This is a genomic window from Vulcanisaeta sp. JCM 14467 (genome assembly GCF_001316245.1).
In the GTDB taxonomy this organism is placed as follows: Archaea; Thermoproteota; Thermoprotei; order Thermoproteales; family Thermocladiaceae; genus Vulcanisaeta.
The window spans coordinates 14,418-26,468 of record NZ_BBDM01000018.1 but is presented as its reverse complement, the minus strand read 5'-3'; the positions used below and the strand labels follow the sequence as shown (position 1 = coordinate 26,468).

The 12,051-nt window shown below is 47.5% G+C and carries 12 protein-coding genes and 3 pseudogenes; 10 read left to right on the top strand and 5 right to left on the bottom strand.

Going from position 1 to position 12,051, the window contains the following annotated elements; all coding sequences use genetic code 11:
- Positions 1 to 7: 7 nt before the first annotated feature.
- From JCM14467_RS13475 to JCM14467_RS13460, 4 genes are read right to left on the bottom strand one after another with little or no spacing between them, the layout of a single operon-like run.
- Positions 8 to 454, bottom strand: coding sequence for a pyruvate formate lyase family protein (locus JCM14467_RS13475; RefSeq protein ID WP_252901747.1), 447 nt, complete (start codon positions 452 to 454; stop codon positions 8 to 10).
- Positions 455 to 468: 14 nt separating this feature from the next.
- Positions 469 to 735: a pyruvate formate lyase family protein gene (locus JCM14467_RS13470; RefSeq protein ID WP_252901746.1), complete on the bottom strand. Its 267-nt coding sequence runs from the start codon at positions 733 to 735 to the stop codon at positions 469 to 471.
- Positions 736 to 766: 31 nt separating this feature from the next.
- Positions 767 to 1,288 (bottom strand): pyruvate formate lyase family protein, encoded by a 522-nt coding sequence (locus JCM14467_RS13465; RefSeq protein WP_054850513.1) that lies wholly within the window; start codon positions 1,286 to 1,288, stop codon positions 767 to 769.
- The gene (locus JCM14467_RS13460) at positions 1,288 to 1,776 is read right to left on the bottom strand and encodes a pyruvate formate lyase family protein (protein WP_252901745.1); all 489 of its coding nucleotides are present in this window, start codon (positions 1,774 to 1,776) and stop codon (positions 1,288 to 1,290) included. The genes JCM14467_RS13465 and JCM14467_RS13460 overlap by 1 nt, the downstream gene beginning before the upstream one ends.
- Positions 1,777 to 2,170: 394 nt before the next feature.
- Here JCM14467_RS13460 and JCM14467_RS13455 point away from each other — a divergent pair.
- The 10 genes and pseudogenes from JCM14467_RS13455 to JCM14467_RS18930 all read left to right on the top strand — a co-directional run bounded on the left by JCM14467_RS13455 (position 2,171) and on the right by JCM14467_RS18930 (position 10,306).
- A pseudogene (locus JCM14467_RS13455) lies at positions 2,171 to 3,224 on the top strand (MFS transporter).
- Positions 3,196 to 3,375, top strand: coding sequence for a hypothetical protein (locus JCM14467_RS13450; RefSeq protein ID WP_054850510.1), 180 nt, complete (start codon positions 3,196 to 3,198; stop codon positions 3,373 to 3,375). Before JCM14467_RS13455 ends, JCM14467_RS13450 begins: the two are co-directional and overlap by 29 nt.
- A 73-nt stretch (positions 3,376 to 3,448) precedes the next feature.
- Positions 3,449 to 5,128, top strand: coding sequence for an MFS transporter (locus JCM14467_RS13445; protein WP_054850509.1), 1,680 nt, complete (start codon positions 3,449 to 3,451; stop codon positions 5,126 to 5,128).
- 126 nt (positions 5,129 to 5,254) lie between these two features.
- Positions 5,255 to 6,073, top strand: coding sequence for an alpha/beta fold hydrolase (locus tag JCM14467_RS13440; RefSeq protein WP_054850508.1), 819 nt, complete (start codon positions 5,255 to 5,257; stop codon positions 6,071 to 6,073).
- Between the two features lie 114 nt (positions 6,074 to 6,187).
- Positions 6,188 to 7,399, top strand: a complete 1,212-nt coding sequence (locus JCM14467_RS13435; RefSeq protein WP_054850507.1) for an MFS transporter — start codon at positions 6,188 to 6,190, stop codon at positions 7,397 to 7,399.
- A gap of 75 nt (positions 7,400 to 7,474) precedes the next feature.
- Positions 7,475 to 7,988, top strand: a pseudogene (locus JCM14467_RS20570) (aldehyde ferredoxin oxidoreductase N-terminal domain-containing protein).
- Complete coding sequence (locus tag JCM14467_RS18940; RefSeq protein ID WP_252901718.1) at positions 7,985 to 8,215, top strand: aldehyde ferredoxin oxidoreductase N-terminal domain-containing protein; 231 nt, start codon at positions 7,985 to 7,987, stop codon at positions 8,213 to 8,215. The pseudogene JCM14467_RS20570 and the gene JCM14467_RS18940 overlap by 4 nt, the downstream one beginning before the upstream one ends.
- Positions 8,182 to 9,384 (top strand): aldehyde ferredoxin oxidoreductase C-terminal domain-containing protein, encoded by a 1,203-nt coding sequence (locus JCM14467_RS18935; RefSeq protein WP_342765557.1) that lies wholly within the window; start codon positions 8,182 to 8,184, stop codon positions 9,382 to 9,384. The genes JCM14467_RS18940 and JCM14467_RS18935 overlap by 34 nt, the downstream gene beginning before the upstream one ends.
- A gap of 56 nt (positions 9,385 to 9,440) precedes the next feature.
- Entirely contained in the window at positions 9,441 to 10,151 is a 711-nt protein-coding gene (locus JCM14467_RS13425) for a translation elongation factor (protein WP_252901717.1), read from the top strand.
- Positions 10,148 to 10,306: a hypothetical protein gene (locus JCM14467_RS18930; RefSeq protein WP_252901716.1), complete on the top strand. Its 159-nt coding sequence runs from the start codon at positions 10,148 to 10,150 to the stop codon at positions 10,304 to 10,306. The genes JCM14467_RS13425 and JCM14467_RS18930 overlap by 4 nt, the downstream gene beginning before the upstream one ends.
- Here JCM14467_RS18930 and JCM14467_RS20565 read toward each other — a convergent pair.
- Positions 10,296 to 11,912: pseudogene (locus JCM14467_RS20565) on the bottom strand (acyl CoA:acetate/3-ketoacid CoA transferase). The gene JCM14467_RS18930 and the pseudogene JCM14467_RS20565 overlap by 11 nt on opposite strands.
- Positions 11,913 to 12,051: the final 139 nt, after the last annotated feature.

The following is a 12,051-nucleotide window of genomic DNA, read 5'->3' as shown; positions in this document are numbered from 1 at the left end:
TGCGCGCTTACTGTGGCATGGTTATAACGCGCACCTCCCAGGTAACGTCCTTACCAGACTCTATACACCCCTCAATAGTCGCACTAAACAGTGGCAGCGGGTAGTTCTCCACAATTACCTTATCCTTTAGCTCCGTCCTCCTTATCATGAGGTCTATTGCGTAGGACAACTGCTCAACAAATGCCCTCTTCACATCCTCAAAGGATTTAAACTCAGTCGCTGAAGGTGTTGGCACACCCACGAATCTCCAATCAGCAGCGCTTAAACGCCCACCAAATAACGTGGCCTCAAGTACCTGGGGTAACCTAACGGCCTGTCCCGAGGTATACCCAATACTATTACCTGCGCCAGTAAGCTCAACACAACCAACCACCGCGTAATCCCTGGCATCCTCCAGCGAATAGCCATCAGCCATTAAATCCTTAATTATGGTCTTATCATTGTAGAACGCCAGTCCAGCCGTAGTCCTCAGGACCTCGGCAGCCTTAAGGACGAATTCCCTCGCGTCTTCTCCGGGTGTATCCTAACTGCCAGTCCATCACGTCCACAACCCTTCAACCTCTTAAAGGCCTCGAGGAACAAGTAACTAACGTCATTTACCGCATCCTCACCATTCCTATCAACACCCCCAATCGTAACCACGTTCGGACCGGCGTCAAGGAATGTCGCCAGTTTGCATAAGTACTCCATTATGAGTTCAAGGGCTTGGTCAGGAGTGAGACGCCCAGTCTCAATGTCTTGCTTGTAGTATGGGTAGAGTAATTGATCAACTACCAGGGCCTATGATCAATTGATTACCGGCATGAGCTATTGCAATAGCCACTTGGGTGAACCATACTGCCTGTAATGCCTCAATGAAATTACGCGGTGGATTGGCAGGGACGCGCCTCATCCTCTCGGCTATCTCAAGTAGAACCTTTCTCCTCTCACCATCAGCCTTGCTCGCCATCTCCTCAGCTAACTTGGCATAACGCTCCGCAAATTCAATAACTGCCTGTGCAGAGACCTCAACAGCCCTTAGAAAGTCCTCAGCCTTTTCATATGCTTCCTTACTAATCCTGCCTTCCTCGAAATCCCTCTTGAACTTCTCCAACTGCCTTCTTGCCTGCTCTATAATTCCATTGAAACCTAATTGAAGCACCTTCTTAAGGCCAATTATTGTATGCCCCTGCATAGGAACAACAGGCGCAAGTAGGTCATACGTTGTCTGCATAGCCGCGAGGAAGGTCTCCCTCTTCTCCTTCAATGGCTCCCCGAGCAATCCAGCCTTCTCCCACTCCTTACGCATCAGGGCGCTATCGTCCTATCCTTCCAATAGGGCACAATCTCCTCCTTAAGTAATTTGTACTCCTCCTCAGGTATCCTAGTATACCATTTCAATGCCTCAGGTGATAAGCTACCAATACCCTCAGGAAACGCTTCCTTCAACTTCTCCTCACTCCTATAGAAGTAATATGGTATGAGGATTTCATTCAAATAAATAGACATCTCAACATAAACAGGCTGGCCCAAGACCCCCTTCTTTGAGGATATATGCCCAACAAGCACCTCATCCTCATCAATCCAAATCGGGTAATTACGAAAGGTCTCCTGAATAGCGAGAGCGGCACGCATAGCAGGGCCTATCGGCTTACCCTCAGTCTCCTTATACACCTTCGTAACCCACTTAGCCCTCTCAAGGTCAGGCATAATAGGGCTTGAGAGTATTCTCTCCTTCATTTTCTGAATTCGTAAAGGCACGGAACCTCCTAATAATTTAGATGCATCCATAGCCATTCTCAATTTAATATTATGAATTAAGCAATGTAAATAACTTTTCCTTATATCTCATAAATAAACTATGTAATATTCCCATGCATATAAATAAAATAATAATTAACGTAATGGTCGATAATCTTTCATTATGTAAATTAAAATAGTTATATAGGATAAATAACAAATGACCGTTAACAAATACCTAATAATGTCCCCTATGATGATGCCCCACGTGATTTATGATATTATGATAAAATATAATCTATATATTTTTTTAGGTATACTATATTTACTTAGTTAGGGTTATCCTTAGATTTGGATCAATAAAGGATAATAAATTTAATGGTACCGGAATCTAGTGATAAGGAAGTAATTAACCGTGCTGTGAGAAAGGCGTGGGTTAGCTGATTCCCTTTTGCTTATTGCATTAATACTTTATAATTTTGATAAGGCTAGTTTCACGTTTGCAATACCTGACATGGAGACTTCCCTGAGATCAACGCCGTTTATTGCTGGGTTAGCTGCGGGTATTTTCTTCTTTGGTTACTTAACATTCTCTATACCCGGGACGTACCTAACCCAGAAACGTGGTGTTAAGTTATTATTACCAGTATGGATAGTTGGGTTTGGAGTTTTCGCAACGCTGACTGGTTATGTCCAGAATGCGGTGGAGCTCCTAGTGATTAGGTACTTGGTTGGTTTCTTCGAGGGTCCATTTGCCCCAAGTATTACGTATTTTATCTCCACGTGTTCCCAAGGGAGCAGAGGCATTAGCCATGTCGCTTTATCTGCTTGGTATACCAATCTCAGGCATTATTGGGTCTCCAATACAGGGGTGGCTCGTTGAGTTTTACGGTTGGAGGTTCATGTTCATAGCCCTTGGGGTACCCACGATAATCCTTGGGCTACTAGCCTTCTTCTACCTAACGGAGAGGCCCAACGATGCTAAGTGGTTAAGTGATGATGAAAAGAGGGCGTTCTTGAATAGGTTGTTGGAGGAACGTAAAAGCATTGAGATGGTTACAGGAGGGTATAGTATAGGTAGGGCTGTGAGGGATTGGAGGACGATTACCCTCGCCATATATTACTTCTTCGCAGCCCTTAATTTCGCCGGTATTTTTGTTTGGATGCCCACGATCCTATACCTAGCCAGTAAGCTTGGTCTTTACTACATTGGGTGGATCCTGGGTGGTGTTTGGTTTGTCGTACTCGTGGTAATGGTGGTTTGGGGCAGGCACTCGGATAAGACTGGTGAGAGATTTAATCATGTTGGGGTCGGCGTAATTATTTCCCTTATTGGGGCATTAATGACCTATTTATTCCCCACCAACGTGTTAATACTTGCTATTGGGTTATCCCTCATAATAATAGGTACGATGATGGGCATAAGCATTCTGGGCGCTTATAACTCAATTATTCACCGGGGCGGCTTCAGCCACGGTGATAACCCTCATAGATTGGGTTGGTAATGTTGGTTCCTTTACAGGACCAACAATATTTGGTTATTTTGAGGGTTTAACAGGTAATTTCATATTGGTCTATTTAACGACATTTGTATTTTACATAATTGCCCTAACATTACTGTATACCGTTAAGTACATGGCTGAGAAGAGGAGGTAAGCAACGAGTCATTTCATTTTGATTTGCGTTAGTTTTAAATATGACTTGGTTTTGATAACGGTTTTGATCGTTAATGGAGTATAAGTGGGTTGTGCTGACTAATACGACGCTTGGAGTGATCATGTCCTCAATCAACATGTATATAGTCCTAATCTCATTACCCACTATATTTAGGGGATTGAATGTTAACCCATTCCTACCTGGAGAGTTTGATTACCTGCTTTGGGTTCTCATGGGCTATAGCATCGTGCTCGCCAGCGTCCTCGTTACCTTTGGTAGGATCTCTGACCTGTACGGCAGGACCAGGCTCTACACCCTCGGATTCATAATATTTGCAATAGCCTCAGTACTGCTATCACTAATACCGAGCAATTCGGGCAATTTTGGCGCATTGCTCCTGATAGTGTTTAGGGTTATTCAGGCAATTGGTGGTGGTTTCATCATGGTTAATAGTACGGCATTACTTACCGACGCCTTCCCACCAGGCGAGAGGGGCAGGGCACTCGGCCTTAACCAAGCCTCATTCATAATCGGCTCCTTCCTCGGAATAATACTGGGCGGTCTACTCTCGAACTACGACTGGCACTTACTCTTCCTAGTTAATGTGCCCTTCGCAGTGGCTGGCGCCCTGTGGTCCATATTCAAGTTGAGGAGGGTTGATAGGGGGAGCGTGAGGGTGAAGATTGATTATTGGGGTAACCTAACGCTGGCCCTCGGCCTCGTCCTAATAACCCTAGGCTTCACCTACGCCCTAATGCCCTATGGAGGCTCGGAAATGGGTTGGACAAACCCATTGGTTATTGCCTCCTTCGTAGCCGGTACGGCATTAATCATCGCATTCATACCGATTGAGCTTAGGCAGGAGGAGCCTTTGTTTAAGTTGTCGCTGTTTAGGGTTAGGCCCTTCACATATGGTGTAATGGCCCTCTTCCTATCATCACTCGCAAGGGGTGCGATAATGTTCCTAATAACAATATGGCTTCAGGGCATATACCTGCCACTCCATGGCTTTAGCTACACGGAGACACCGTTTTGGGCGGGCATATACATGCTACCGATGCTCGTGGGTACCGTGATAATGGCGCCAATAGGCGGCTCACTCACTGATAGGTATGGCGCTAGGATTGTTGCGACCGTGGGCATGGCCATAATAGCCGTATCACTCTACCTACTCACACTCCTACCCTATAACTTCAACCTGGTTGAGTTTGAGTCAATACTATTCCTCAACGGCATTGGTAATGGACTATTCGCCTCACCAAACACGACATCAATCATGAATGCATTACCACCGAGAGACAGAGGGGCCGGTAATGGCATGAGGCAGACCTTGAGTAATGTTGGTTCCACGATAAGTATGGCTATGTTCTTCACAATAGCCATGAGCGTATTCTCCCAATACGTGCCGATTAGGATTCACGATATCGCCCTAAGCTACGGACTACCGACCGACGTAGCCAACGCCCTAGCCAATATACCAGCATCAAGCCTACTCTTCGCGACATTCCTCGGAATGGACCCCGCATCAGTACTTCCGAGCTCCGCAATTAATAACCTACCGACAAACGTGGTGAAGCTACTTGATAGCAATACATTCCTGCCAAGCGTTCTAGGCCCACCATTCATGATAGGGCTCAGGTTCTCACTATACATATCCATAGCCTTCGTTCTCATAGGAGCCGTGCTATCATACATGAGGGGCGGTAGGTACGTGTATGAAGAGAGTGTGAGTAAGGGTGCGCATGTCCCATAATACGCGTACTTCCTAATTGTTAATGCGTATGACCAATTGATAATAAACCAATATATAGTGTTATATAGTCACTATCAAAAGTACGCTAATTAACCAGTTAATTACTACTTAACAATGCCATTTGCAGTGTCTAGGGACGGCACTAGGATTTACTATGAGGTTGTCGGTAGTGGTGAACCGCTCGTATTGATACAGGGCTTCAGCTGGGACCTAACCACCTGGCACTTCCAGTGGGAGCTGGCATACAGGTTTAGGCTCGTGCTAATTGATAATAGGGGTGTCGGCTTATCCGATAAGCCCACCAACTCCTACTCCATGGATAGAATAATTGATGACGTATACAGCGTTGTTAGTGCACTAAACCTGAGGAGCTTCCACCTTCTCGGCTTCTCAATGGGTGGTATGATAACCCAGGGCTTCGTGCTTAAGTACGGAGACTTAGTTAAGTCATTAATACTCGTATCAACAATGCCCAGGCCCATAATATCCGCGAGCATAGGCACTGAATTCCTATCACTACTTAAGAATCAATATGATGATTACGGCTTCTTCAAGTCACAGATAGAGCTGGCATTTAGTGAGCAGTGGGTTAAGAGGAACCCAGACGCCTTCGAGAACTTCGTAAGGCTTAGGTACAACCTGAGGATGCCACTACATGCATACCTTGGTCAGTTATCCGTTATACTGGTGACGAATTACGTCGATAAGCTGGGTAGTATTAATGTACCAACAACGATAATGCACGGCAACGCGGATAGGCTGGTCTCCATTAAAGGTAGTGAGGAATTATTTAATGGTATTAGGTTGTCCAGGTACATAATCTTTAACAACACTGGCCATGCAATCTACATTGAGAGGCCGCACGATTTTAACAGGCGTGTTGAGGAGCATGTAAGGCTCGTTAATGAGAATAGGTTCAGTAGGGAGGGCCCAATAACGATTTAGTAGGGCATAGTGCCACGCATGAATGATCAAAAGGTTCGATGAGTCTTCTTCTCCATTTTTAATTGTTCTCGTGTAGTATGTTTTAAATGGACTCCTTATTAGTTTGGTTGCGGTATGGGCATCATTGATAAGCGGAGCAATAGGTGGGTATTGTCGTTACTTCCATATAGTGTCGCCATTGGTCCCCTAAGTACCTTAATTACTCTTGAGATTGCCTCGCTAAGGGGTAGCGCCGTGGATGTTAGCTACGCCATTGGCGCCGGTTCAGCAGTCGGCATAATCGCCCCATTACTGTGGGGATTCCTCCTCGATAGGTATGGAAGCAGGGAAGTCCTTTCCCTGGGCTTCCTCGGAACGGCACTCTTCATCCTGGCATTGTCATACGCACCCGGCATACCGCAGATAGTCCTTTACTACGCCGCCGCTTCCCTATTCTCATCCGCCATCGGTGTCTCCACAAGCTTCATACTCGTCAAGTCCTCCGATAAGCATGACTTGAACGAGTCATACTCGGTACTTAACTTCGCCAGCTCACTAGGTTACTTAATAGGCGATGTCTCAGCCGCCGTATTATCCAGCTTCATGAGCACTGAGCACATATTATTCATTATGGGCTTACTGCCAATAATCTCCTTTGCCTGGTCCTTATTCTCTATTCCACGGGTAACCAACGGCAATGGCTCAACAACGGTTAAGAGACTGATCGGTAAGCGAGCCCGTGGTGTTGGTACTAATGTCGGTGAGTTAGTCACCCTTTACTCAGCACTCATCATCTTCTACGTATCATCAGGTATATTCAACACGCTCTACCCCTATGGCCTGAGGGTTGGTGGTTTATCGAGGACCTGGGTCATGACCATAATATCCGTGGGCATGGGTGTTCAAATAATCGGCTTCATGATAACCCCACGCATGATAAGGGTACTCGGCGGCAATGCTAGGGCCTCATCACGCACATTAGTGCTGAGGGGATTGTCTTACTTCCTGATCGGCTTATCATCAATAACTCCCGAGGCCATGATTATTACCGGGTTAACGCTATACCCACTGGCCGCAGGCATTGCCTTCTCGACGTTCTACACCGCATCAAGCGTTATGGTCTTTGAGAGACTTGGTAAGGGTGAGGAGGGTAGGGGCCTTGGCGCGTATAACTTCATTACCGGCTCTGCGTATTTGACGGGGTCGCTAGCGTCGGGTTACCTGGCGAGTGCGGTGGGTATTGGCGGTAGTTACATGATCGCCGGCGCAATGCTGTGGGTGTCATCATACCTATTTGAGCAATTACACAAGAGTGAGGGCGTGCAGAGGATTACCAATACTCCTTAGTATAACGTAACCACGTCTTAATGTCTATAAACCTCCGGGTTTAACTTTAAAGAATGCATAACCAATGCTCCTACTGTGACAATTAAGGGTGTTAATGGAGTTATAGGCTTCGTCAACCTCTCAACAGGTGAAATCAGGAAAATACAGGTCCCAGATGAGGTTTATAGAAACTTCCTTGGCGGTTATGGTCTCGGCGTCTGGTTCCTCTATACGCATATAAAGCCTAAGGCTGATCCACTGGCCCTGACAACATCCTTGGCATAATATCGGGTCTATTAAACGCCAGTGGTATTCCAATGACTGGTAGGTCCATGGCCGTGGGCAAGTCACCACTGACTGGCGGTTGGGGTGATAGTAATGCGGGTGGTAGGTTTGGGCCCAAGTTGTTGGAGGCTGGCTTAGACGCCATATTCGTCACCGGCGTTGCGAGAAGCCTGTCTACATACTCATTGATAATGGTGACATACACATCGAGAGCGCCACAGACCTATGGGGTAAGACCACGAGGGAGACCGAGGATGAGTTAAGGCGTAGGTATAAGGTGCCCAGGTTGTCAGTATTGGACCGGCTGGCGAGAGACTTCAGTTGATTGCGGCGATCATTAATGAGTACGGTAGGGCCTATGGTAGGTCCGGACTTGGCGCTGTCATGGGTAGTAAAAAGTTGAAAGCAATAGTAGCCGTTGGCGATAAGAAACCCGAGATACATGACAGGGACCTACTCAGGCAGAAGATTAAGGAGATGCTCGATGCCCTGAGGACAACGAGGCTAGGGCCTACGAGATTTGGCATAAGTACGGGACAATATCCACGCTAGACACGAGCGTACTCTCCGGCGACACACCAATTAAGAATTGGGCTGGTATCGGCGTTAGGGACTACGGCACAAAGAACCTGGAGAAGTTCGGCACAAACACGGTTATTAAGGACAACGTCAAGCCCTACGGCTGCGCCAGCTGCCCAGTGTCCTGCGGCGCCTGGATTAGGAGAAACACCAGGTATGGCCTCGTTGACATAGGGCATAGGCTTGAGTATGAGACCGCCTCACTCTTCGGGCCAGCCCTATTAAATGCGGATCAGGACTCCGTCGTATACGCAGGTGAGTTATGTAATTTATATGGGTTGGACACAATATCCACAGCCAATGCGGTTGGCTTCGCCTTTGAACTCTATGAGAAGGGAATACTCACAGAGAAGGACGTAGGATTCCCGCTGAAGTGGGGCGACCCAGACGCTGTTGTTAAGCTCGTTGAGTTAATCGGTAAGGCAGAGGGCATTGGTAAGGTGCTCGGCCAGGGAGTTAAGAAGGCCGCCGAGATAATTGGCAGGGGCACCGAGCAGTACGCAATGCACGTTGGCGGTCAGGAATTACCTGCGCACCACCCGCAGTTCCTGCCTGGCCTCGCCATTACATACACGGCAGACCCAACGCCTGGTAGACACACCGCAGGTGGCGTCCACTGGTGGGGTGAGGGCGGTAAGAGACTTTGGACGCCCTTCGACATAGGCATGGACCTTGGGGCATCGCCTAAGTATGACTATGGTGATAAGGGTCGTAAGGCAGCCATAATAGCCATGACGACGCAGGTGGAGAACTCCATAGGCTTCTGCCAATTCGCCTCGCAGGTCATCTATAGGACCCTGCCGTACATAGACCTGATCTACGCCGTAACGGGCATGAAGTACACACAGCAGGAGCTGCTCAAGGTTGGTCATAGGATCCACACGCTTAGGCAATTATTCAATGTTAGGGAAGGCATAAACCCAAAGAAGGACTGGAAACTACCTAAGAGAGTTCTCGAACCATTCCCAGAGGGACCATTGGCAGGTGTTAAGTTGACCGAGGAGGATGTGGAGAGGATGAGGGAGCAGTACTGGGAAACCCTTGGTTGGGACCCAAGCACTGGCTACCCGAGGAGGAAAACGGTCGAGGAGCTTGGGCTTACCGAGATAGCCAGCGACATCATTAGCATCCTGCCCCCATGACAATTTTACCTAATTAATACGATAGATTTAAAAGCAGTATTAAGCCATCAGCCACCGTGCTACGTGGAAGCATTGTGACCGTATTATCAACTAATGAACAGGAAGCCCTAAAAATAGCATCAATGCTTGGCAAGAAGGACAGGGGTGAGGAGCGAGTTTACTACAGGAAGATTGGTGAGCTAGTTCGCAGCATATTAATCCCAGACTCAAATAGTGTGCTTGACGAGGCTATAGCCATATCAATATCGAGCTCATTCTACTTCAAGGTCAATAATGAAGTTACCTGGCTTGACGGCGAGAAGGCGTTAATGCTCGAGGCCGCTGGGATACCCGGCATAGTGCTTGCCGATGATGCCAACACGTTTAGGAAGTACTTCGGCGAGTTGGGTATTTCGAAGTTCGTTGATGAGTTTAGGGAGTTTGACGTGGACGTCAGCGATAGGGGCCTTGTCTATGTTGACAGGGCGTTTAATGTCAGGGGAGTCGGCGTGGTGGTTCTCGGTTACGCATTGACCCAGGTCTCCGTGCATGATAAGTTCATTGCCTACCCAATGAACCTGGAGGTTGAGGTCAGGAGTATTCAAGTCCTTGATGAGGACCAGGACTCGGTAATGCCAGGCACAAGGTTGGGCTTGCACTTAGGAATGTTAGGCTTGAGGACATCGAGGGCATCCAAACCCTTGTTAAGCCAGGAACCAAATTCACGGGCTCAATCAATGGGTTCACAAGGTTTAAGTGGAGTGATGATGCCAGGGAGGTCCACGTGATTTTCAATGGCATCAAGGTCATGGGCAAAATCGAGGACAATTACATTGTCCTAACCAGGGAGCTACCGGTCGTCAATGGCAGGGCATTGATAATAAATGTGAACGCCAAGCCCAGGAAACCAAGGATAATGGGCTACGCCACAATCAACGCCTAACAGCCTTCTCAACAATACCAAGCAAACCCATAGGCCCATCCCTAAACACTACATCATCCATCGGCTGTAGATGCCTTGAAATTACTGGCTTAAACTCCATCTTAGCCAATATGTCCTTCTCAATGTCAACTCCAGGTGCGTATTCCTCAAAGACAAGGCCTTCACTCGTTAACCTAAACACGGCCCTCTCAGTTATGTAGAGAACCTCCTTACCCATCTTAAGGCCGAGCTCCGCATTGAAGCCAACCTTGTAGGGCTTCCTCACGAACTTAATTATTGGCCCATCCCTAATTATGGCGAGTTTACCATTAATCACCGCAATGTCCCTCTTACCTGCCGTAAAAGCTCCTGCGAAGTAAAGCCTCGGTGACCCATGAGCGATTACTGGGAATCCGCCTGGCCCCGTAACCCTTTCAGGCAGGAAGCTTGGGTTAACATCACCACTAGGCCCAATCTGCATGAAGCCAAGTGATGCTGCATCTATTGCGCCACCCTCATACATTATGAATTGATCAGGCATTGGCACTATAGCCTTTGGTGATATTGCAACACCAAAATCGTCATCGCTAAGTGCAATACCACCCCAAGGACCCGACTCGACGGTCGTAACTATGTAATCCTCAACTCCCTCACTCCTTATTATCCTAGCGGCCAGGGCGGGTATCCCGATGCGAGGTTCACGGCTATTGGCTACCCAACCTCTCTATGAGCCTCGCGAATTCAAGTACAACCCTCCTAGCAATCACATACTCAAAGCCGGGCTTATCATCATTGGGCAGGCATGCATTACTCAGTACTACGCGACCGCAGACACTAGGGTCATAGTCAATACTAGCTGATTGCGTGTGGTGCTCAGGTGGTGAGGTTACCACGTAATCAATTAGTGGACCCGGCACATGGACGTCCCTAGGATTAACAAACCTACTCACGTAAAGCACCTGGCAATCACAATGCCGGGGTTCGGCTGAGCCTTAACGGCCTGGGTTATTGCCAATACAGACCCGTAAATTGCCTCATCAGTCATTGTCAGGTTTCCAAACTCATCAGCCGTACTACCCCTGATAAAGCCGACACGCGGCTTTGGGCAGTCATAGAGCAGGTACTCCTCGCCACCAATACTGACCAACTCAACCCTACAAGTCCTCCTCTCCCTCGCCAACTCATTCATGTAAATACCGTCCTGCCTAGGGTCAAGGAACGTCCCAAGGCCCACCTTTGTGATTGCCGGTGTTCCTGAAGCCACACCCCTAAACCACCTAGTCGCAACACCGATTGGGAATGAGTAGGCCTCAACCCTATTCTCAATAACAAGCCTCTGCAGTGACGGGGCGACACCAAAGAATGTAATCATGAAGCCCCTGATAAAGTCGAAATCATTATCCTTAATCATACGCTCGGCGATTAAGTCGAGTGCGCGTTCCCTAGCGGCAGGTAATGAGTCAGTGACTATGAATAAATTACGTGGGTGACCCGTATCCCTATATCTCTCATAGAGCTTGAGCAGTAGGTACTCAGGGGTTGTGGCCATGTTGAATCCAGAAACTGCGATGACATCGCCATCCTTAATAACGTCCAATGCCTTGTTAACGTCCACAACCTTATTCATAGCCAAGCAGGTATGAAGCCTCGAAAATTTATACCTTTATAAAAATGCATTTTTGCCTAATCCCTTGACAAACTATACTTGAACAAGAACATATGGAAATAAATAAATGAGAATATCCACGAAAACGCAGTAAAAAGCA

Coding starts and splice junctions, on each gene's coding strand:
- JCM14467_RS13465 (WP_054850513.1), bottom strand. CDS start 1,288: ATGCGTAAGGAGTGGGAGAAGGCTGGATTGCTCGGGGAGCCATTGAAG.
- JCM14467_RS13460 (WP_252901745.1), bottom strand. CDS start 1,776: ATGGCTATGGATGCATCTAAATTATTAGGAGGTTCCGTGCCTTTACGA.
- JCM14467_RS13445 (WP_054850509.1), top strand. CDS start 3,449: ATGGAGTATAAGTGGGTTGTGCTGACTAATACGACGCTTGGAGTGATC.
- JCM14467_RS13435 (WP_054850507.1), top strand. CDS start 6,188: ATGGGCATCATTGATAAGCGGAGCAATAGGTGGGTATTGTCGTTACTT.